The 21610-nt window shown below is 68.0% G+C and carries 22 protein-coding genes; 17 read left to right on the top strand and 5 right to left on the bottom strand.

Going from position 1 to position 21610, the window contains the following annotated elements; all coding sequences use genetic code 11:
- Position 1: 1 nt before the first annotated feature.
- On the top strand, positions 2-1321 hold the full coding sequence (locus tag OU415_RS06360; RefSeq protein ID WP_270947632.1) for a WXG100 family type VII secretion target: 1320 nt from the start codon (positions 2-4) through the stop codon (positions 1319-1321).
- Between the two features lie 125 nt (positions 1322-1446).
- Here OU415_RS06360 and mycP read toward each other — a convergent pair whose 3' ends face one another.
- On the bottom strand, positions 1447-2856 hold the full coding sequence (gene mycP, locus OU415_RS06365; protein WP_270947633.1) for a type VII secretion-associated serine protease mycosin: 1410 nt from the start codon (positions 2854-2856) through the stop codon (positions 1447-1449).
- Positions 2857-2867: 11 nt separating this feature from the next.
- Entirely contained in the window at positions 2868-4307 is a 1440-nt protein-coding gene (gene eccD / locus OU415_RS06370; RefSeq protein WP_270947634.1) for a type VII secretion integral membrane protein EccD, read from the bottom strand.
- Positions 4308-4599: 292 nt separating this feature from the next.
- Here eccD and eccCa point away from each other — a divergent pair, with 292 nt between their 5' ends.
- Complete coding sequence (eccCa, locus tag OU415_RS06375) at positions 4600-8712, top strand: type VII secretion protein EccCa (RefSeq protein WP_270947635.1); 4113 nt, start codon at positions 4600-4602, stop codon at positions 8710-8712.
- 298 nt (positions 8713-9010) lie between these two features.
- Here eccCa and OU415_RS06380 read toward each other — a convergent pair whose 3' ends face one another.
- From OU415_RS06380 to OU415_RS06390, 3 genes are all read right to left on the bottom strand, one after another.
- The gene (locus OU415_RS06380; RefSeq protein WP_270947636.1) at positions 9011-9376 is read right to left on the bottom strand and encodes a hypothetical protein; all 366 of its coding nucleotides are present in this window, start codon (positions 9374-9376) and stop codon (positions 9011-9013) included.
- 520 nt (positions 9377-9896) lie between these two features.
- A complete protein-coding gene (locus OU415_RS06385; protein WP_270947637.1) occupies positions 9897-10169 on the bottom strand; it encodes a hypothetical protein in 273 nt (90 codons plus the stop codon).
- Between the two features lie 90 nt (positions 10170-10259).
- Positions 10260-10478 carry a zinc finger protein gene (locus OU415_RS06390; protein ID WP_270947638.1) on the bottom strand — a complete coding sequence of 73 codons (219 nt, stop codon included), beginning with the start codon at positions 10476-10478 and terminating at the stop codon, positions 10260-10262.
- Between the two features lie 129 nt (positions 10479-10607).
- Between OU415_RS06390 and OU415_RS06395 the strand changes: the two genes are divergently transcribed.
- The 15 genes from OU415_RS06395 (at position 10608) to OU415_RS06465 (ending at position 21441) form a co-directional block, all read left to right on the top strand.
- On the top strand, positions 10608-11453 hold the full coding sequence (locus tag OU415_RS06395) for a helix-turn-helix domain-containing protein (protein WP_270947639.1): 846 nt from the start codon (positions 10608-10610) through the stop codon (positions 11451-11453).
- Between the two features lie 7 nt (positions 11454-11460).
- Positions 11461-11700 carry a DUF397 domain-containing protein gene (locus tag OU415_RS06400; RefSeq protein ID WP_270947700.1) on the top strand — a complete coding sequence of 80 codons (240 nt, stop codon included), beginning with the start codon at positions 11461-11463 and terminating at the stop codon, positions 11698-11700.
- Positions 11701-11836: 136 nt separating this feature from the next.
- The gene (locus tag OU415_RS06405; RefSeq protein WP_270947640.1) at positions 11837-12256 is read left to right on the top strand and encodes a hypothetical protein; all 420 of its coding nucleotides are present in this window, start codon (positions 11837-11839) and stop codon (positions 12254-12256) included.
- Between the two features lie 13 nt (positions 12257-12269).
- Positions 12270-12797, top strand: a complete 528-nt coding sequence (locus tag OU415_RS06410; RefSeq protein WP_270947641.1) for a DUF3558 domain-containing protein — start codon at positions 12270-12272, stop codon at positions 12795-12797.
- Between the two features lie 892 nt (positions 12798-13689).
- Positions 13690-14205 carry a hypothetical protein gene (locus OU415_RS06415; protein WP_270947642.1) on the top strand — a complete coding sequence of 172 codons (516 nt, stop codon included), beginning with the start codon at positions 13690-13692 and terminating at the stop codon, positions 14203-14205.
- An 11-nt stretch (positions 14206-14216) separates the two neighbouring features.
- On the top strand, positions 14217-15041 hold the full coding sequence (locus tag OU415_RS06420; protein WP_270947643.1) for an ESX secretion-associated protein EspG: 825 nt from the start codon (positions 14217-14219) through the stop codon (positions 15039-15041).
- Positions 15042-15229: 188 nt separating this feature from the next.
- Positions 15230-17008, top strand: coding sequence for a type VII secretion-associated protein (locus OU415_RS06425; RefSeq protein WP_270947644.1), 1779 nt, complete (start codon positions 15230-15232; stop codon positions 17006-17008).
- A 26-nt stretch (positions 17009-17034) separates the two neighbouring features.
- Complete coding sequence (locus tag OU415_RS06430; RefSeq protein ID WP_270947645.1) at positions 17035-17454, top strand: hypothetical protein; 420 nt, start codon at positions 17035-17037, stop codon at positions 17452-17454.
- Positions 17455-17592: 138 nt separating this feature from the next.
- Entirely contained in the window at positions 17593-17904 is a 312-nt protein-coding gene (locus tag OU415_RS06435; protein WP_270947646.1) for a WXG100 family type VII secretion target, read from the top strand.
- 55 nt (positions 17905-17959) lie between these two features.
- The gene (locus OU415_RS06440) at positions 17960-18250 is read left to right on the top strand and encodes a WXG100 family type VII secretion target (RefSeq protein WP_270947647.1); all 291 of its coding nucleotides are present in this window, start codon (positions 17960-17962) and stop codon (positions 18248-18250) included.
- Positions 18251-18606: 356 nt separating this feature from the next.
- A complete protein-coding gene (gene rplM / locus OU415_RS06445; protein ID WP_093155151.1) occupies positions 18607-19053 on the top strand; it encodes a 50S ribosomal protein L13 in 447 nt (148 codons plus the stop codon).
- Positions 19054-19079: 26 nt separating this feature from the next.
- Positions 19080-19550: a 30S ribosomal protein S9 gene (rpsI, locus tag OU415_RS06450; RefSeq protein WP_408641810.1), complete on the top strand. Its 471-nt coding sequence runs from the start codon at positions 19080-19082 to the stop codon at positions 19548-19550.
- A 201-nt stretch (positions 19551-19751) separates the two neighbouring features.
- Complete coding sequence (gene glmM, locus OU415_RS06455) at positions 19752-21086, top strand: phosphoglucosamine mutase (protein ID WP_270947701.1); 1335 nt, start codon at positions 19752-19754, stop codon at positions 21084-21086.
- A 51-nt stretch (positions 21087-21137) separates the two neighbouring features.
- Positions 21138-21296: a hypothetical protein gene (locus OU415_RS06460; RefSeq protein WP_270947649.1), complete on the top strand. Its 159-nt coding sequence runs from the start codon at positions 21138-21140 to the stop codon at positions 21294-21296.
- Positions 21297-21303: 7 nt separating this feature from the next.
- Complete coding sequence (locus tag OU415_RS06465) at positions 21304-21441, top strand: hypothetical protein (protein ID WP_270947650.1); 138 nt, start codon at positions 21304-21306, stop codon at positions 21439-21441.
- The last annotated feature ends 169 nt before the right edge of the window (positions 21442-21610 follow it).

Here is a 21610-nt window from a genome sequence, read left to right on the forward strand (position 1 = left end):
CATGGCCCGCGACAAGACCGAGATCGCCGAGCACCTCGACTACCTGAAGCGCATGGCGCGCGAACTGGACTTCGCCAACTCGATCCCGGCGGACCTCGCGGACCTGGTCGGCCGCCACGAGGACCTGCGCGAAGCGGCCCGGATCTGGCGGCAGAACGCCGAAGCCGTCGAGCAGGCGACCGGTGACGTGCAGGGGCGCCTCGGTGGGATCGATTCCTCCTGGCAGGGCGCGGATGCCGAGGCCTTCCTCGGGCACATCCGCGAGGTGGGCCTGGCGAGCCACGACCTGATCGACTCCATGCGCGCGCTGGCGGATGTGCTGGAGCACACCGTCGAAGGCGTCCAGGCGCAGGTGGACGATCTGGGGGAGCTGATCGCGGAAGCGGCGGATTCGGTGTCCGCGGCGCTGCTGGCGCCCGAAGGCGGACCGGAGCGCGCCCGCAAGCACATGGGGGAGCTGACGCAGCCTGCGATGGAGCTCGCGGAGTCCATTTCGGACACCTACCGGGCCTTCGCCCGGTTCTGCGACGACCTGGAAGCCGGCCGGTCGACGGGATCGGTGCAGTACGACAACCGGATGCCGACGGGGGCCTGGGACTTCAACGCGCCCGCAACCCCGCAGCCGCCGGTGGAGACCGAAGCGGCATCGGCGGGCGGGGCGTCGGAAGGCGCTGGAGCGCCGGCCGCTGGCGGTGGAGGTGCTGAGGCGGCAGGCGGCGACTCGACTGGTGGTGGTGGCAGTGCCGGTGGTGGCGTGGTCAGCGCTGGGACTGCTGCTGCCGAAGCGCCGGACTTGGAGGAAGGCGGCACGACCACCGCTCAGGAGCCCTCAGCGACGCCGCCTGCTGCCGCAGCGATGGCCGGTGGTGGTGCGGCTGCCGCGGGCGGCGCTGCGGCCGCTGGCGGGATGTACGGCGGCATGATGCCGATGGGCATGATGGGCGGAATGGCGGGCGGCGCTCAGGACGGCGGCCAGGAGCGGAAGAACCAGTCCCGCTTCAAGTCCAAGCCCGAAGAGCTCTTCGGCACACCCCAGCAAACGGCCCCAGCCGTCTTCGGCGCCCCGGAGCAAGGCCAGCAGCAGGACCCGAAGCCGTCCCAGAAGCCGTCCCAGGAAGGCCCGGTCCGAACGGGAAAGCTGGACATCCCGTCCATCCTGCAGACGGACAAGCCCCGCAAGTCGATCGACGAAGCCCTCCACCCGAAACAGTCGACTTCTGACGCACCGAAGCCACAGAACGACGCTCAGTCGTCAAAGCCGAAAACGGCTACTGCCTCGGTCGGCGACGCCCCACCCCCGAAGCGCCGCAAGAAGGCCTGAGTTCACGGACCCGTGAGTCTTTTGGGCTGCAATAGCAGCTCTCAAAAGACTCACGGCGACCGACCGGCAGAAGCAGAACGGCCCGGTGTCCAATTCGGACACCGGGCCGCTTTGCGTGCGGAGGATCAGCGTTCGCCGCGGGTTCGGGCTCGGACGTTGCGGACCGCGTTGGTCAGGAACGCCGTGAAGACGATCGCCGCGATACCCGCGCCCGCACCGCCGAGGGCGATGATCAGGGCCGGGTAGTCCTTCTGCGGCAGGACGTCCGCGCCGAGCTTCTTCTGCGGCTGCGGCGGGTTCGTCTTGCCCCATTCGGCCGGGACGATGTTGCCCAGTGCCGCCGCCGGGTCGACCGTGCCGTAGCCGACGATGTCGTTGCGGCCACCGGCGCCGCCGGGGTGCAGGGCGGTCTCCTTGATCCGGTCCATGATCTGACCGGCGTCGAGGTGCTTGCCCTCCTCCTCGAACTTCTGCTTGATCAGCACGGCGAGACCGGACACGTAAGGCGCGGCGAAGCTGGTGCCCTCGATGGGGCCCATCTGGCCGTCCTGGCCGTGCGCGATCTGGCTGGCCAGGCCCTTGCCGTTGTGGCCCGGATCCAGTGCGATCAGGTTCTCGCCGGGGGCGGCGACGTCGACCCAGGGGCCGGGAACGGTGAACTCGGAGGGCGCGCCCTGCTCGTTCACCGAGGCCACGGTCAGCACGTACTTGTCGAACCACGCCGGCAGCACCGCGGTAGTCGGGCTACCGGCCGGGTTCTTCTGGCACTGACCACCGACGTTGCCCGCTGCGGCGACCACGACGACACCGGCGTCGTAGGCCTGCTTGACCGCCGTCTGCAGCTCCTGGTTGCCGTCGTCCAAGGGGTTCTCCGCCCGGGAGATCGGCTGGCAGGACGACTGCGAGATGTTGATGACGTCCGCACCACTGGCAACCGCGATGTTGATGGCCTGCGCCATCGTCCGGGTGTTGCCGATGGTCTGGTTCGTCTCGTCCTCGACGAACAGGCTGGAGTTCTGCCGGATGGACAGGATCGCCGAATCCGGCGCGATCCCGACGAAACCGGTCTGGTTCGTCGGGTCCGGAGAAGCCGCGATCATGCCCGCGACGATCGTGCCGTGCCCGTCGCAGTCCTTGGTTCCAGCGCCCGGACCGCCGTCCTGCAGGACGCTGTTGCCGCCGCTGCGGAGATTCTTCAACCGCGGGTGCGGATTCACGCCGGTGTCGATGACCGCGACGGTCTTGCCCGCACCGGTCAGACCCTGCTCGTGAGCCCGTTCGTACCCGAGGACCCGCTGGCTCCACGGCTTCTCCTCGATCACGGAGTTGCCGGGGTTGCCCTGCATGCAGGCTTGCTTCTGCGGGTAGGGGAAGCCGTCCAGGCTGTTACCGGCCCGCTTGGACTCGTCCAGTCGCGGTGGACCGACGGTCGTCTGCGCGACCGCCGGTGCCGTCGGCCCACCCAGCGCGAGCACACCGACCGCGGCGAGCAGCGCGGATGTGCGCAGCGTGCTGCGGGAGAACCTTGAGCGCATCGAGCCGTCCCTCAGAAGTTGATGTTGAGGTCGCGGATGTACATGTAGAGGTCCATCGCGGCCAGCGCCAGCGGCAGCACCAGGGCGATCAGGACCGCCTCCAGGATGTCCACCATGCGGCGCTGCACCGGGGAGAACCGGCGGTTCGGGAACACCACGCCGAAGATGATCGACAGGACGCCCAGCAGCAGCAGCGGCGGGAACACCCAGGCGACCGCGACCGGCATGGTCGCGACCTGCGCCAGCAGACCGATGGTGACGCCCAGCGAGGACAGCAGACCGCTGAACAGCAGGGCGATCGCCTGGCTGCCGTTGGCGTAGTTGCGGCCGCGCAGCAGCAGCACCGCGGAGACGACGACGGCGAAGGCCGCGCCCCAGACCGGGTTGAACACCGCGGCGACGATGGCGCCGCCCGCGGCCACCACGCCGCAGCCCACGATCAGGCCGGTCATGTACTGGTGCGCCAGGCCGGTCTGCCGCTCGATCATGCGGTAGTCCGGGAAACCGGTGTCTTCCTTGAGGTCCTCGGCGCTGCCCGGCACGTGCGGCAGCGGCAGCTTGGCGAGCTGGATCGTGATGCGCGGCAGCAGCGAGATGCCGGCCAGGCCGATGGCGGCGGCACCGGCGGCGATGCCTGCCGGGTTCGCAGCGGGCACCAGGGTGCCGACGATGAAGGCCACGGTGCCGAAGGCGCCCGCGGTCGCAGCGGCGATGAACGTGACGACGCCCGCCCCGATCACCATGATCGACACTGAGGCGAAGATGAACGTCAACGCGCTGGCCAGCAGCAATCGCGGTTCGAGCGCGTTGCCCGGGACGATGTTGAAACCGGCCACGAAGGCGAACGGCAGACCGCCCGCCGCCGCGATGACGGTTCCCGTCGTCGGCGCCGCGTAGGCGCGGGTCACCATGGATCCGACGCCGGTCGCGAAGATCGCCACGACGACGCCGACCACCGCGGCCACGATCTGGAACACGATCGCGGTGGTGGTGTCGAGGTTGTGGTGCAGCAGCCCGGCCGGTCCGGCCAGGCCGAGCGCGGCCGCACCGCCGATCAGCGCCAGCGCACCGGCGGTGTGCCCGACCTTGGCCGCGGTCTCCTTGGTCCAGGGCCGGTAGCTGCCGGGCTCGGCCTCGGCGAGCGCGTCGACGACGTCGTCGTACAGCGGCGGCGGCGGGTTGTCCGCGCCGCGCCGCAGCTGCAGCATGTCGCCGTCCACGATGCCCTGCGCGGACAACGACTGGTTCGGTTCGAGCGGCTCGCTGTCGCCAAGCCGTGCCAGGACCCAGCCCCCGTGCCGCGAACCGCCGTCGGGCGTCGTCTCGCGGGCCATTTCCAGCAGCATCGGCAGCTGGTCTGCCACCGACACGTCGGAAGGCAGCGCCAGGTCGATGCGAGTTGTAGGTGCCACCACCGTCACGCGGCTGAACACCGTGGTCCCGGTCGCCACTTGGGCCCCCTACTCCCTGAAGGTTGATTGCCTTGCATTCTTTTGTCGTCTGGGGCTCGATCCAACCAAGGCCGGGTTTTTCTTTCGAAACCGACCCGCCCGGTCGGAGAGCGCCCCTAGTATGGCCACACCAACCGTCGAGGGGTGACGGGTTTGGCGGAACTCGTGCCAACGACTTGATATCTGCTTGGTCACGTCCGACTCCCACCCCGCCGCCGGTGGCGCCGCAGCTGTGCAGAATGCTGGGCGCGACATCGAGAGCACGTTTGACACGGAAAGGTTGTTGCGTCCGGTGAGCACGCTGCAGTTCAAGCGAACGCCACGCCTGGCCGCTCCCAGGCCACCGGGCGGGGAGGTGCACCTCGAACCACCGCCGGAGATCCCGCGGACCATTCCGGGCAACATCGTCCAGAAGGTCCTGCCGGCCGTCATGATCGTCGCTTCGCTGGGAATGATGGTTTTCATGCTCCAGCGGGCGCAGAACAACCCGATGATGATGATGATGCCGATGATGATGCTCATCTCAACTTTCGGGATGATGGCCGGTGGGGGCAAGGAAGGCGGCCAGAAGAAGGCCGAGATGAACGAGGACCGCAAGGACTACCTGCGGTACCTCGGTCAGATGCGCGACCGCGCGCGGGAGGCTGCCGACGAGCAGCGCCTGGCGCGGGAGTGGGTGCACCCGGACCCGCAGACCCTGTGGTCGCTGGCGGCAGGTCCGAGCCGGCGCATGTGGGAGCGTCGTCCGAACGACAACGACTTCTGCCAGGTGAGGGTCGGCCGCGGTTCGCAGCGGCTGGAAACCCGCCTGGTGCCGCCGCAGACCGGTCCGGTCGACGAGCTGGAGCCGATCACGACGCTGGCGCTGCGCCGTTTCGTGCGCGCGCACTCGCTGGTGCCGGACCTGCCGATCGCCACCTCGCTGCGCGGTTTCGCCGCGGTCGGCCTGCAGGGCGACAAGGAACTCGTGCGCGGCCTGGCCCGCGCGATGGTGTGCCAGCTGGCCACCTTCCACACCCCCGACGACGTGATGATCGCGGTCGCCAGCAGCGGCCGCGCGCGCACCGAGTGGGAGTGGGTGAAGTGGCTGCCGCACGCCCAGCACCCGACCGAGACCGACGGCATCGGTCAGATGCGCCTGATGGCCGGTTCGCTGGCCGCGATCGAGCAGATGCTCTCCGAGCAGCTGGCCGAGCGGCCGCGCTTCCAGCGCAACGCGGCTCCGCCGGACGGCCAGCCGCACATCGTGATCATCATCGATGACGCCGAGATCAGCCGCGAGGAAGCGCTCTACGTCGAGGGCGGCCTGGCCGGCGTGACCATGATCGACCTGTCCGACCTGCTCGGGCAGCTCACCGCGCGCCGCGGCATGCGGATGGTCGTCGAGGAGGGCCGGGTCGGTGCTCGCGGCGGCAGCGGTGTCGAGTGGTTCGGCAAGCCGGACTCGCTGAGCATGGAGGAGGCCGCTGCGCTGGCCCGCCAGCTCTCCCCGTACCGGGTCGCCGGTGGCGGGGGCGCCGCGTCCGATGCGGACAGCGGTGGCTACGAGCCGCTGACCACGCCGCTGAACTACGTGGAGCAGCTGGGGCTGGCCGGTGACGTCGTCACTTTCGACCTCAACGAGGCCTGGCGGCCGCGGTCCCGCGACGACCTCTACCGCGTCGCGATCGGCCCCGGCGAGCAGGGCGAGATCGTCCACCTGGACATCAAGGAGACCGCCTCGGGCGGTATGGGTCCGCACGGTCTGTGCATCGGTGCGACCGGTTCCGGTAAGTCGGAGTTCCTGCGCACCATCGTGCTGGGCCTGATCGCCACCCACTCGTCGTCGATGCTCAACTTCGTGCTCGTCGACTTCAAGGGTGGTGCGACGTTCAACGGGTTCGACCCGGCGCCGCACGTGTCGGCGAACATCTCGAACCTCGAGGGCGACGGTTCGCTGATCGACCGCATGTCGGACGCGCTGGCCGGTGAGATGAACCGCCGCCAGGAGGTCCTGAACAAGGCGGGCGCGAAGAACGTCTGGGACTACCGGAAGATGGCCGAGGCCGGCGACGACCGCTGCGCTGAGCCGTTGCCCGCGCTGTTCGTGGTCATCGACGAGTTCTCCGAGCTGCTCTCGCAGCAGCCGGACTTCGCCGAGCTGTTCGTGATGATCGGTCGTCTGGGTCGTTCGCTGCAGGTCCACCTGCTGCTCGCGTCGCAGCGGCTGGAAGAGGGCAAGCTGCGCGGTCTGGACTCGCACTTGTCGTACCGGATCGGTCTGAAGACCTTCAACGCGGCGGAATCCCGCGCGGCCATCGGTGTTCCGGACGCCGCGGACCTGCCGGCCACCGGTGGTCACGGCTACCTGAAGCACCCGAACGGCATGGACCGGTTCCGCGCCGCGTTCGTGTCCGGTCACCTGCACCAGACCAGTGGTCGTCGGCCGGCGCTCAAGGGCGCTGCGTCGCCGGTCACCGGTGAGAAGATGCCGCGGCCCTTCATCCCGGACTACGTGGAGAAGCCGAAGGAGCCGGAGAAGCCGGTCGTCGAAGAGGTCAAGGAGGAGAAGAAGAGCGACCTCGACCCGACCGACTTCCAGATCGTCATCGACAAGGTGCACGGTCAGGGTCCGCCCGCCCACCAGGTGTGGCTGCCCCCGCTGGACTCCCCGCCCACTTTGGACAGTCTGCTGCCTCCGCTGCAGCAGACCGACGACCGCGGTTACACCGCCGCCGGTTACGCGGGCAGCGGTCGGCTGCAGGTCCCGGTCGGCCTGATCGACGTCCCGTACAACCAGCGCCAGGACCCGATGATCCTCGACCTGAGCGGTCAGGGCGGTCATGGCGCGATCGTCGGTGGTGTCGGTGCGGGCAAGTCGAACACGGTCCGTGCGATGATCGCTTCGATGGCGCTGACCCACACCCCGCAGGAGGTGCAGTTCTACTGCGTCGACCTCGGTGGTGGTTCGATCGGTGCGCTGCGCGGCCTGCCGCACATGGGTGGTTACGGCACCCGCCGCGACGCGGACACGGTGCGCCGGACGATCGCCGAGCTCAAGACGATGCTGGCCGAGCGGGAAGCCCGTTTCGCGCAGCACGGCGTCGAGGGCATGAACGACTACCGGAACAAGCGCCGCCGCGGTGAGTTCGAGGACGACCCGTTCGGCGACGCGTTCCTGATCATCGACGGCTGGCGGACGTTCCGCGAGGAGTTCGAGGCCCTCGAGCAGGACGTGCTGAACCTGGCGGCCAACGGTCTCGCCTACGGCGTGCACGTGTTCGTCACCGCGGCGCGGTGGGCGGAGATCCGCCCGGCGATGAAGGACTTGATGCAGACCCGCATCGAGCTCCGCCTCGGTGACCCGAGTGAGTCGGAGATCGACCGCAAGTTCGCGGTGAAGGTCCCGCAGGGCCGCCCGGGTCGCGGTATGCACGGCACCAAGCTGCACTTCCTGACCGCTCTGCCCCGCGTGGACAGCGAGAAGATCGGTGACCGCGTCGCCGACGAGATCGAGGCGGTCAAGCGCGAGGCCGACGAGGGCAAGCCGCTGCGCAACCCGCGGATGGGTTGGGAGCTCTACAACGACGACGTCTCCGACGGTGTCGCGGACCTGGTGAACCGGGTCAAGAGCTCGTGGAAGGGGCGCCCGGCGCCGCAGGTCCGCCTGCTGCCGGATCTTCTGCCGCACCAGCAGCTGCCGCGTCCGGAGCAGCAGCCGAATCCGAAGTTGGTGCCGATCGGCATCAACGAGGACGGTCTGCACCCGGTGTACCTGGACTTCAACGCCGAGCCGAACTTCTACGCGTTCGGCGAGCGGGAGTCGGGCAAGACGGCGCTGCTGCGCACGATCGTCCGGGGCATCACCGAGCGGTACACGCCGAAGGAAGCGCTCATCCTGCTGGTGGACTACCGGCGCACGATGCTCGGCTTCCTCAACACCGGCCACCTGCTGGAGTACGCGGTGGGTGCGGACCAGCTCAAGAGCAACGTCAAGGATGTGGCGGGGTCGTTGAAGAAGCGCCTGCCGGGTCCGGACGTGACGCAGGAGCAGCTGAAGAACCGTTCCTGGTGGAAGGGTCCGGAGCTGTTCGTGATCGTCGACGACTACGAGTTGGTGGCGCCGCAGGGCAACAACCCGCTGGCTCCGCTGGCGGAGTTCATCCCGACGGCCAGCGATGTGGGTCTGCACATCATCCTGGCCCGCAACTCGGGTGGTGCGGGTCGTGCGCTGTACGAGCCGTTGATCGGCAAGATGCGCGAGACGTCGGCCCCGGGTCTGGCGATGAGCGCGAACAAGGACGACGGCCAGCTGGTGGCGAACATCAAGTCCCGCCCGCTCCCGCCGGGTCGCGGTACCTTGGTGAGCCGCAGCCTGCGTGGTGGCCCGCAGATGATCCAGACGGCGTTCATCCCGCCGGAGTGATCGTCGCGGCCTGACCGTCACGACGACGAGAAACCCTCCCCAGCCTCGGCCGGGGAGGGTTTTTCGTTTCGTCTGTGCGAGATCATGTAGTTCGCCGACAATCAGGATTGTGGATTTCATCTATACGACGGTTGCAGCCTCGGTTAGCTTGGATCAGTGCAGTGGGAGAGTCGTCGTATAGCTGGCTGACGCCAATTGTTGTTACCGGTAGCCATGGGCACTGCGTGTTGAAATATCAGCAGAATTGCACGGCCACCGCGCGGCGTACCGCGCGGTGGCCGTGTCTGGATCTTGGTGATCAGCAGTGGTTGTTGACGTTGCCGGTCTCGTTGCCGACAAGGCCTCCACCCCACACCCAGAGGCCGCCGGCACTGTTGTCAGCCAGTACCCATTTGTTGTGGGCGGCACCCCAGGCTTCCACGTAGCCGCCTTCCGACCAGCAGATGCCGACCAAAATCGCACCAGGAGGTGTGGTGCTGTGGATGGGGGCGTCTGGGTATGGGGCGGTACGGGCAGGCAGGCCAGGGATGTCGTTGCGGACGGTCGTCCTGGTCTCCTGGGCGGAAATGCCTTGGTCGCTCGTAGCGGCCGAGGCAGCGGAAACAGGGGCAAGGGATAAGGCGGCGAACAGCGCTCCGAGGCAGACAGCGCTAATTTTCTTCACGGAATTCTCCTGTGTGAACGGGCGATGGTATTTGTCATGCGGCAGAACTGCGTTGATTCAGCTGTCGCAAGTTCGAATGCTAGCGAGGTGTTGATCATTTTGTAGGAGGAGCGGGTAAATGGATCAATGTCGCGTACTTTTTGCCTCGGTGCGATGCGTAAATTTACGGGTTATCTAGGTGGTCGATTGTGCGTAGAAATGCGCATCCTGGCCCGCAACTCGGGTGGTTCGGGACGTGCGTTGTACGAGCAACTGATCGGCAAGATGCGCGAGACACCGACCCCGGCTCTGGCGCCTGCGCGGTGGCCCGCAGATGATCCAGACGGCGTTCATCCCGCCGGAGTGATCGTCACGGCCTGACCGTCACGACGAGAAACCCTCCCCGGCCTCGGCAGGGGAGGGTTTCTCGTTCTTCGGGGGACGGCGGCCAGGCGCGGGGAGGGGGTCGCGCCCGGCCGCCGGGATGGGCCGGTGCGGCACGTGGCCGGGGGATGTCGTGCCGCACCGACCCGGTCTGGGGTTACAGGCGCAGGTGGTGGCGACCGGTGGGTTGGTCGTCGGGGTCGAAGTCGGAGAACTGGGGTTGTGGTGGTTCTGCTGGTGGTTGTGGGGTTATGGCTCGGTTTTCGGCTTCGATGTCGGCTATGAGGTGCCAGACGGTGTACTCGCCGTCGCCTGTTCCTGCGTGCTGACCTGCGGCGAGGCGTAGTCCGGGGACGGGGATGTGGGTGATGAGCAGGGCGAGGATGAGCAGGTTGAACAGGATGAAGGTGCTCAGCTGGATCCAGAACATGGCTTTGTCCTTCCAAATGCGGTGTTGTGGCTGGTCAGGTTTCGTGAGTGCGGATGGTGGTAAGAGCGACCATCGTCACTCACGCAGACGTCAGGGCTGTGCGGCGAGGACGCGCCAGCAGTCCATGCAGGTCTGCTCCCGCACCCAGTCCACTTCGGACCGGTCGTGGAGTTCCGAGGCCTCGGCTTCCGCACCGCAGTAGGCCTCGACGGTGTCTTCTGGCGGAGATTTCGTTGCTGCGATGGGAAAAGCGTGACGACCACCGGTGACCGGGCGCCACACGTAGGTCAAGTAACCGGGAGTGGACACGGGCGACCTCCGTTGCTGAACTCGTGACTCCGTGTGCAATGCTGATTTCAGCGGGTAACGTCTGTTGCTGCAACAACCCGGCGAGACTGCAACCTGATCAAGCTACGCGGTGTCACTCCAAGGGAGGGAATGCTTGTGCCACGCAAGAAGCCTGGCGTTCGGGCTCGGGGACTTGGAGCTGAGCTTGCGGCGTTGCGCGAGGCGGCTGGACTTACGGTCACGGCCGTCGCCGCGAAGCTCGACTGGTCGAAGTCCACTCTGTCCCGTTTGGAGAACGGGCTGCGCAACATCGTTCCGGAGGAAGTGTCTGCGCTGCTCGCGCTGTACGAGGTGACGGGCGTCGAAAGAGATCGACTTATCGGGATGAGCCGGAACCTCGGCGAGCCGGGTTGGTGGGCGGTCGGCCTTCCCGGGCTGCCGTCGGAATCAGCGACTCTTGCGAGCTACGAAGCCGAAGCATCCCGCATGGTCAGCTGGGAGCCGATGCTGATTCCTGGTCTGTTGCAGACCCTGGAGTATTCGCGGTCCTTCATGCTCGCTGACGGCATCACGCCGAGTCAGGCGGAACTTCGCTTGACCGCGCGGCTTCGCCGTCAGCAGGTCCTCCGCCGCTCGGGGATTGAATACGTCGGCCTGATCAGCGAGGCCGCGCTCCGCGCGGTCGTTGGTGGTCCCGAGGTGATGCTGGAACAACTTCGCCACTTGCGGGAAGTTGCCAAGCTGAAAGCGGTCTCGGTGCGGGTTGTTCCGACTCGATCCTGCGCGCATCCCGGGATGGTGGGCGGGTTCCAGCTGATGGAGTTCCCATCGGCTCGTCCCGTCGTGCACGTCGAACTGGCCAGGACTGCTGTCTTCCTCGATGAAGCGCCGATAACTGGCCCTTACCGGGAAGCGCTGGAACGTATCGACTCGGTGGCATTGAATGCGAGAGAATCTCAGCACCTGATGGAGGACATCGTGCGGGAGCTGAGGTAGCGCAGTGATGGACTGGTCCCGAGCAGAGTGGCGAAAGTCAACCAGGTCGGGATCGACCTCGAACTGCGTCGAAGTCGCTTGGTTGAAGTCCTCCTATAGCGGCGCCCAAGGGGACTGCGTTGAGGTGGCGTTGGAGCCCGAGGTGGTTGGGGTTCGGGACTCGAAGGACCGGGGTGGGGCTGTGCTGACGTTCCCCCGGGCGCAGTGGGTGGCGTTCATCTCAGGATTGCGGGATCAGCGCAGGTAGATAGGGCTGTTTGGGTGGTTCGTGGAAGATGTTTCACGAACGTTGTCCGTGTTGAGGGCGTGCTCTTGTACTCTCTGCGGTCGTGATCACACCAGCGTGTGACTTGCTCTGATCACGATCGTGGGGAGGGGGCTCCGTGACAACGGGGATGGAAGGCCTCGCAGCTGGCGCCAGCGCGCTCGCAGGACAGGCCCAAGGCCTGCGCGCTGCAGTCGACAGCGGCAAGCTCGTGATGAATCCGGAGGCCGCAGAGGCCGTCGCCAAGGTCTACGAGGACAAGGCCGAAAACTTCAACCGGCACCTCCGTGACGCCAACCAGTTGGTCGTGAACAGTGTCTACGGGGACTGCAACATCGGGCGCGAGCTGGAGCGGAAATTCAACGAGAAGGTTCGAGGCCCAGGGGGCGGCCAGGGGCAAGATGCCGCAGGGCTGATCCCGATTCTGCGAAAGATGCAGGAGATCCTGAAAAACATGGCTCAGGCATACCGCGATTCGGCGCGGGAGATTCAGGGCAGGGACGAAGAGCACGCTCGCGAACTGAAGCGGAACATCTGATCTGATGGTGGGTATGCGTACAACACGTGTCGCAGCTGTAGCGGCTGCAGGTATCGCGACTCTCCTCCTGTCTGCCTGCTCGGGTGGGCAAACGGGAGGGAACCCGGAGACGACTTCTGCAGCCTCCAGCGGCTTGGCGGGCTTTGACCCATGCACTGCCCTGAGCTCCTCAGAACTGCAGAATCTGGGCGTTTCGGGCGAGAGCAAGCCGTATAACAAGCAGGGCGAGGTTGGTTGTGACTACGAGGGCGACGACCTTCTGCTCACGGTCCTGAAAGCCGAGGGCCGGGATCTGGCGGCTTGGGAGGGGCGTCGCAACAACTTTGACAGCCTCACCAAGAATGACGTTGGTGGTCGTCAGGGTCTTCAGGGCATCGCTCTCGGTGGAACGGGACAGGGCGTCTGCAACCAGTTCGTCGATGCTGGCAAGGACTCGCTTGACATCGTGGTCGTCCTCGAATCGGACCGGGTCAAGGACACCGACCCCTGTGCGAAGGCGCTGGAGGTTGCGCAGGTCGTCGAGCAGAAGCTGCCGAAGTAGGGCTTAGCCGAGGGGGAACGGCATGGTTGACATTCTTGGGGAGGGACGCGACCTCCTCGCGAGAGCCACGGGTATAGGTGAAACCCGGGCCGAGGAGCAGGCTCGCATTCGGCAGACTGTTGCCACTGCTGCCAGCCAGGCGCGCAGTCAGCAGTTGGCTCAACAGCAGCAGGGCCTGAACATTCAGGGCACTGACCCAGCGTCGATTACTCAGCATGACAACTGGAATGACTGGGATCACGCTCGGTTGTACAACCAGCTTGGCCAGTCGCTGCAGCCCAAAGACATCCTTGCCAACGGCCAGGACTGGGTGTCGCTGGGCGAGGGGATCGCAGAGGAACTCGCTGATCTCGATGCCCTGACGCGCCAGGCCGCTGGTGACGGGATGCAGGGTGAGGCTGCTGAGGCTGGTCTTGGAGCGGCGAAGCCGTTGCAGGAGTGGGGACAGGCGTTCGGCGACTCTGTTCGCGGTACTGGGTTGAAGATCCAGGAAGCCGGGAACGCTGCTGCTCAGACCAAGTCGACCCTGGAGCCGCCGAAGGAGTTTGACAGTTGGCGGAACGGGGTTCGCACCGTTGTCATGCCGGGTGTCGGACTCCTCGACGGTGCTCAGCAGATGCAGGAGCAGCGGGAGGCCACTGCTCAGGCTCGGCAGCTCGTTCAGAACGTCTACGCCGCCGGGTACCAGTCCGTCGACACCAGCACTCCGTCGTTCCCTCCGCCTGTTGATCCGTTGAACCCTCCTCCGCCGCCGGATCAGGGGCGGAGCAATCCGCAAGGGATTTCCGGGCATCCGTCCGGGATTTCCGGCGGGCATCCGTCCGGGAGCGTTCCGGGTGGCGGCAGTGTTCCCGGCGGCGGCGGTATCCCCGGCGGCACAGGCTCGTCCAGTTTGGATGGTCGTGGGCCCGGCGGCTACACGCCTCCGGCGCAGAGCAGCTCGCAGTGGGCCGGGCAGCCGAACATGCCCGGGCCGGGGATGGCTCCTCCTCCCGGTGCCGGTAACCCTCCGCCCGGTGCTGGTGGCGGGTTCATGGGCGGGATGCCGCCCGGTGGCGCTGGCGGGATGGGCGCCGGCGGTGGTCGCGGTGCCGGTGCTGGGGGCATGGGTGCCGGTGGTCGTGCCGGTGTCGGTGGGCCCGGCATGGGCGCTGGTGGTCGAGCAGGCATGGGCGGACCCGGCGGCGGCGCCGGAGCCGCCGGTGCGGGCGCTGCCGGTGGAGCTGGGGCCGCTGGTCGTGGCGGCGGGGCCGGTGCGGGCGCTGGTGCCGGTGCTGGTCGCGGCGGCAAGGGCGGCAGCGAGGACCAGGAGCACGAGCGTCCGAGCTGGCTCGAGGAGCAGGACGACATCTGGATGGACGACATGCCCAAGACCGCTCCGCCGGTCTTCGGTGACTGGGGCAACTGACGGGGGTAAGCGTGTCCGAGCGATGGCTGCTGCCACCGCTGTGGTTCGACTTCTGCTGGGAGATCGGGCGTTTCGACGAGTACCCGTTCCCGATCGCGGTGCGGTCGCACGGCGCGACGATGGAAGAGCGCGCCGTGCTGCGCCAGCGGGCCCTGCCCGAGATGCAGGCCGCAGGACTGCTCGGCGGGAACGGTCTCGCGCCGCGCTTCGCGCAGGTCCTCGGGCTGCTGGCCAAGCCCGGCCTGTGGATCGAAGGGATCTGGTCGCCCGACGAGACCTCCGCGGCGCCGGTCCGGATGATGTCGGTGGCCAGCGAAGAAGGCGCGGTGCTGCTCGTCCAGGACCCGGGGGAGTCCGAGAGCCACGGCGGTGACCTGCGCATCTCCGTGCACCCGCGGACCTCGCCGGTCGCGGCGGCGATCCAGGGCATGCCCCCGGTGCCGCCCGGGAAGCGCCCGCGGCTGGCGGTTCCGTTCGCCGACCTCGCGCCGAAGCAGGAGCGCCGGGCCGACGAGAACTTCGAAGAGCTGGACATGATGCAGTCGGCCGCGCCGGCCCGGCCCAAGCAGTCCGGCGCCGACGCGCTGCGCGCGGTCCTGGAAGAACCGCACCTGCGCGACGGCCAGTTCGCGGTGAACATGCGGGACCGGCACGGCCGCACGCGTCGCTCCCAGGTGCTCAAGTGGTTCGACGCCCGCGAGCCCGACGGCCGCTACGGCGTGACCCAGCAGCAGCGCCCCGGCGTCGGCGCCGAGCTCGTGCTGGCCCCGCTCGCTCCACCGGACCTGGGCAAAGCCCTGGAGAACCGGGTCAACGAGGTCCGCACCGCGGCCTGACCCGGAACCCGGGGTCGTCACCAGCGGTGACCGGGTCCGGCTTGAGGCCCTCGATCCGGGGCAGATGTTGGTGTGCTCGCCCCCTTAACCTCTAGGGTGCTCGGGGGGAGTCGGCGCGTCGAGCGATCGACGGTCGGACGACGACGTCGCCAGGAGCAGGGGCTCCGGCGACGGTGAAGGAGTTCTGGGTGTCCCTGCACGTCTCGATCGACTTCGGCACGTCGAGCACATGCACGGTGGTCTCGGTCGGCGGCGCTGAACCACAGGTCGTGGTCATCGACGGCCAACCGCTGGTCCCGTCCGCGGTGTTCGCCGCGGCCGACGGCACGCTGTTCGTCGGTCACGAGGCCGAGCGGCAGGCCGCCGTCGACCCCGCCCGCTTCGAGCCGCACCCGAAACGCCGCATCGACGAAGGCGAACTGCTGCTGGGCAGCACCGTGCTCAAGGTCGGCGACGTGATCCGCGCCGTGCTGCAGCGCGCGGTGAACGAGGCCCGCCGCTTCGCCGGTGGCGCGGCCGTCGACCTGCTGGTCCTGACCCACCCCGCCGACTGGGGCTCGGTGCGCGCCGCCGAGCTGCGCCAAGCCGCCGCCGGGCTCGGCAAGGAGATCGTGCTCGTGCCCGAGCCGGTCGCCGCCGCGGTGTTCCACTCCGCCGGGCACGGACTCCCCGACGGCGGCGCGCTCGCCGTCCTCGACCTCGGCGGCGGCACCGTGGACGCCAGCGTGGTGCGCAAGCAGGGCGCGTCCTTCCAGGTCCTGGCCACCCACGGCCAGCCGAACTTCGGCGGCGCCGACATCGACCAGGCGCTGCTCGAGCACATCGGCGAACTCGTCTCCGGCACCGATCCCGAGGCCTGGGCCAAGCTCGTCGAAGGCCGCGAGATGGCCGACCGCCGTCGCCGCCGCGTGGTCCGCCAGGACGTGCGCGGGGCGAAGGAAACCCTGTCCCGGCACACCTACACCGACGTGCCGATGCCCCCGCCGTTCTCCGACGCGCACGTCACCCGCGTCGACCTCGAAGCGCTGATCGCGGCCCCGCTGGGCGCCGCCGCAGACCTGGTGCTGACCACGCTGCGCGAGGGCAGGGTGCCGCGCCACCAGCTGGCCGGCGTGTTCCTCGTCGGCGGGTCCAGCCGAATCCCGTTGGTGTCGAGGCTGATCCACGAGCGCACCGGAGTGGTTCCGACCACATTGGACCAGCCGGAGACCGTCGTGGCGCGCGGCGCGCTGCGCGCGGTGCGGCTGGACCCGGAGCGCACCGGCGGCCTGGCCCCGGCCGGTGCCTGGGCCGGGACGACGACGGTCCGCTCCGTCCCGGTGCCCGCCCCGCCGCCCGGCATCACCGCGGGAGACTCGCTCAGCCGTGCCCGCACCGTCGTCATCGGCGGCAGCGACACCACGCTGCCGGTGGCCAAGCCGAAGCGCAGCAAGCTGCCGTGGCTGATCGGCGGCGGTGCCGCGGCCGTCATCGCCGCCGCCGTGGCCACCACGCTGCTGCTCACCAGCGGCGGCACCGATGCCGCGCCCGCGCAGCAGCTGCACGCCTTCGACTACTCCTTCGAGTACCCCGGCAGCTGGGAGGTGGCCGGCGGCTCGGACCCGTCGAAGTTCCAGACGCTGCTCCAGCCCAAGGACCAGCAGCAGGGATCGATGATCGCGGTCGAGGAAGGCCGCCTGGGCTTCAACACCGAAACCGACCGCGCCCGCGCCGTGCAGATGCTGCGCACCGAGTACGACCAGCTCGTCGCGGCCGGAAAACCGTTCTCCAAGTTCACCGCAACCGCCAGTTTCGCGGGCCAAACGGTGGTGTACTACCAGGAATCCCTGCCGGAGACGACCGTCGAGTGGTACACGCTCTACCGCGGTCAGTTCAAGGTGAGCGTCGGCTGCAAGTACGCATCGGCCGACCGGGATGACGTGAGGCGCGCGTGCGAGCAGGTCGTCGGAACTCTGGCGGCGGGCTGAACCCGCGGTGAATTCGCCGCGGCGGAATGCCGCCGATTCTCCCGCGCCGCCGTGCAGGACGAGAATTCGCTCGCGGGAGCGGGGAAGGCATTGCCATGGACGCAGCAGCGGAATCGGTCCGCAAATTCCGCACCGAGCTCGCCGCGGCGGTCGGACGGGGGCAGCGCGCCCGAGCCGAAGCGCACCACCGGGCCGTCGACTTCCAGCGCACCACCGAGGACCTCGCCGAACAGCGCGGCGCGCCCGGCGACGGGGACCAGCGCGCGGCGGCTCTGGAGCACCGCAACCGGATGGGACTCGCAGTTCCCGAGTTAGCCGAAGCAAATCCGCGCGCAGAAGGTGACGCGGACGACTCCGAGAAGTCGCAGGCAGCCCGGAAATCGCAAGAGCAAACGCCGTCCGACGGAAGTGATCTCGACTTTTCACAAGCGCAAATCATGCGATGACCTGCGGGTTCCGCGATCAGCGTTTACATCAGCAACGGGATCACCAGAAATCCAGGACAACGTGGAACCGAACGTGGCAATGTCTGCGTCGCAGGTTCATCCGAACTTGATGGCGAGTTTGAAGGGGGTCATCCGGAGATGGCTGGAATTGGTGCAGACGTCGAGGCGATTCAGCAGGCTTCGACCGACATCGACGAGGCGCGCAACGCTGTCGAGCAGGCCCTGCAGCAGCTGCACGGTCAGCTGGAGGGTCCGGTCCAGAACTGGAAGGGCGCCGCTGCGGACGTCTTCCGCAAGCTGATGGACTCCTACCAGGAGAGCGGCAAGAAGATCATCCAGAAGCTGGACGAGCTGGGCCAGAACGTGCAGTCCTCGGGTCAGGACTACGCGCAGACCCAGGAGGACCAGGCCCAGGAGATCTCGAAGATCACCGCCATGCTCGACGGCTGATCGTCCGACAGTCGCACACTCCAACTTTCTTCAGAGGTCTTGAGGGGATAACGCAATGAGCGAGATTAACGTCAACTTCGCGGAGCTGCAGCAGGCTTCCGACGACCTGCAGGCTGCCGCCCAGAAGATCCAGGGCGAGCTGGACGACCTGGAGAGCAAGATCCAGAAGCTCATCTCCACCTGGGAGGGCGAGGCGCAGCAGTCCTACCACGCCGCCCAGCAGGAGTGGGACAAGGAAGCCGCCAACATGCAGGAGACGGCCGCCAAGATGGGCATGGCCGTCGGCGCCGCGAACGAGGCCTTCCAGGCCGGTGAGAAGAAGAACGCCGGCCGCTTCGGTGGCTGATCTCACGCCCTGAGCGCGCACGCGGCCCCGGCATCGCGCCGGGGCCGCGTTCTTCGTCCGGGGCCCGCCGCGGGCGGGCTCCGGGCATTGCTACTCTGATTCCGGCGATCTGCCAGGTCAACGTCCTCGACCCCGCTACCGAGGACCCGTTTTGACCGGGCCAGAAGCCACCAAGTACCCTCATTCTTTGTTGTGCGGTGCGCGGCTGCAGCTCGCGCAAGAGGATCGGATCTGCGGATCACGGTCCCGGCGCCGGCGCTGACGGACGTGCCGGTTCCCCGACAAGGGACCGACCGACGTGATCGAGACGGGCTCCGCACTGACTATTCCGACGCGAACGACGACGAGGTAGACCCGTGCGCACGTACAGCCCGAAGCCCGGCGAGGTGACCCGCGCCTGGCACGTGATCGACGCCGAGGATGTTGTGCTCGGCCGGTTGGCAACTCAGGCCGCGACGCTGCTGCGCGGCAAGCACAAGCCGACCTACGCACCGCACGTGGACACCGGCGACTTCGTCGTCGTCATCAATGCGGAAAAGGTTGCCCTCACCGGTAACAAGCGGGACCAGGCGTTCCACTACCGGCACAGCGGCTACCCCGGTGGTCTGCGCAAGCAGTCCTTCGGTGAGGTGCTGGAGAAGCACCCCGAGCGGCTGCTCGAGAAGGCGATCAAGGGCATGCTCCCGAAGAACAAGCTCGGCCGCGCCATGGGCAAGAAGCTCAAGGTCTACGCCGGCTCGGAGCACCCGCACCAGGCCCAGAACCCGCAGCCGTTCGAGATTAAGGCGAAGGTCCAGAAGTGACTGACGAACTTCAGCAGGAAGAGGCAGTGAGCGCCCCGGAGGAGACGGTCGAGGCCGTCGAGACCGTCGAGGCCGAGGAGTCCGCTCCGGCGCCGCTCCCGGTGCCGTCCGGTCGCCCGGTGCAGACCGTCGGTCGCCGCAAGGAGGCCGTGGTGCGCGTCCGGCTGGTGCCGGGCAGCGGCAGCTTCAAGCTCAACGGCAAGACCCTTGAGCAGTACTTCCCGAACAAGGTCCACCAGCAGATCGTCAAGGAGCCGCTGGTGACCGTCGAGCGCCTCGAGGGCTTCGACGTGCTGGCCACCCTGCGCGGCGGCGGCCCGTCCGGCCAGGCCGGCGCGCTGCGCATGGCCATCGCCCGTGCGCTGGTCGCCTACGACGCGGACGACCGCCCGGCGCTGAAGAAGGCCGGCATGCTCACCCGTGACGCGCGGGAGAAGGAGCGCAAGAAGTACGGCCTCAAGAAGGCCCGCAAGGCGCCGCAGTTCAGCAAGCGCTGACGCGAATTTCACACGATTTGCGGGAGCAGTCGACAGTCCTCCGTGGACTTCCGGCTGCTCCCGCAGTCGTTTCACAGGGGGTTCGTGCCGCAAATTCCATTGAAATCACACCTTCGATTTCAATGGAATTTGCGGACTTGATCATCGGGATGCCTCTCGCCGGGCAGGCCCGCGCCGATGTACGAGGAGGACTTGCTGCTGATGTCTCGGTTGTTCGGCACCGACGGGGTGCGTGGACTGGCCAACGCCGACCTGACCCCGGAACTGGCGATGTCAGTGGCAGCCGCAGCGGCCAGGGTGCTCTACGACCGCGACGACTCGAAGCGCCGCGTGGCGCTCGTCGGCCGCGACCCGCGGGCCAGCGGCGAGATGCTCGAGGCGGCCGTCACAGCAGGCCTGACCTCGGCCGGTGCTGACGTCCTGCGGGTCGGCGTGCTGCCGACCCCGGCGGTGGCGCACCTGGTGGCCGAGCTCGGCGCCGACCTCGGCGTGATGATCTCCGCCTCGCACAACCCGATGCCCGACAACGGGATCAAGCTCTTCGCCGCCGGCGGGCAGAAGCTGCCGGACACCGTCGAGGACGAGATCGAAGCGCGCCTCGACGAGGAGGTCGAGCGCCCGACCGGCACGCACGTCGGCCGCGTGCGCGACGTCACCGACGCGGTGCAGCGCTACGTCGACCACCTGCTCGAATCCGCCCCGCAGCCGCTGAACGGCCTGAAGGTCGTGGTGGACTGCGCGAACGGCGCGGCCTCGACCGCGGCCCCGGAGGCCTACCGCCGCGCGGGCGCCGAGGTGGTGGCGATCAACGCCGAGCCGGACGGCCTCAACATCAACGACGGCGTCGGCTCCACCCACCTCGACGTCCTGCAGGCCGCGGTGGTCGAGCACGGCGCCGACCTGGGCGTTGCGCACGACGGCGACGCCGACCGCTGCCTGGCGGTGGACGCCAGCGGCGCGGTGGTCGACGGCGACCAGATCATGGCCGTCCTCGCGGTGGCCATGCGCGAAGCGGGCGAGCTCACCGACGACACGCTGGTCGCGACGGTCATGAGCAACCTCGGCCTGCACCTGGCGATGCGCGAGCAGGGCGTGTCCCTGCGCACCACGGCGGTCGGCGACCGCTACGTCCTGGAGGAGCTGCGCGCCGGCGGGTTCGCCCTCGGCGGCGAGCAGTCCGGTCACGTCGTGCTGCCCGCCCACGCCACCACCGGCGACGGCCTGCTCACCGCGCTGCGCCTGATGGGCCGCGTCGCGGCCACCGGCACGCCGCTGTCGTCCCTGGTCAAGGTGATGCGCCGGCTCCCGCAGGTGCTGATCAACGTCCGCGTGGCGGACAAGGCGGCGGCGGTCGTGGCGCCCGAGGTCACCGCGGCGGTCGCGGAGACCGAGGCCGAGCTGGGCGAGACCGGTCGCGTCCTGCTGCGCAAGTCCGGCACCGAGCAGCTGGTCCGGGTGATGGTCGAGGCGCAAACGGAGGAGCGCGCGCAGGCCGCCGCCGAGCGGTTGGCCGAAATCGTTGCCGCGATCCGGTGAACTTTGTGATCTAGGTCTCCCATTCCGCCAGGTTTGTGAGATCGTGGTCACATGGGTGCCATCGTTGTCGCCATGTTCGTAGGGCTCGTCGCTGTCGGGCTCGTCGTCGGTATCGTGGTCTTCTCCGCGCTTGCCCTAGCCGGCCTCAAGGCCGTCAACGCAGCGCACGAAGGCCGCTCCTGGTTCGTGAACCGGCGACAGCGGAGTTGATCCCGCCATGCGAGGGCAGATCTTCGGCGACCTCCTGATGGTCCTGGTCCTACCGCTGGTGATCATGGTCGTCGGCGGTTTCCTGGCCATCCTCCTGGCCCACAACGGGAACCTCGGCGTCTTCCTGCCCGCCGCTGGCTACTGACCCCGCGAACCCGCCCGCGCCCGCCGATCAGGCGAGGTGCGCGGGCGCTTCCGCATGTGCGGATTGATCGACCTCCCGGCACGGATCGCGCTGTTTCGGATAGGTTCGGTGTCCGAGCCGACGAAGGGAGATTCCTGTGCCGTACGGCGCTCTCTTGATCACGGTCGTC

It is taken from the genome of Saccharopolyspora oryzae (assembly GCF_027853915.1).
In the GTDB taxonomy this organism is placed as follows: domain Bacteria; phylum Actinomycetota; class Actinomycetes; order Mycobacteriales; family Pseudonocardiaceae; genus Saccharopolyspora; species Saccharopolyspora oryzae.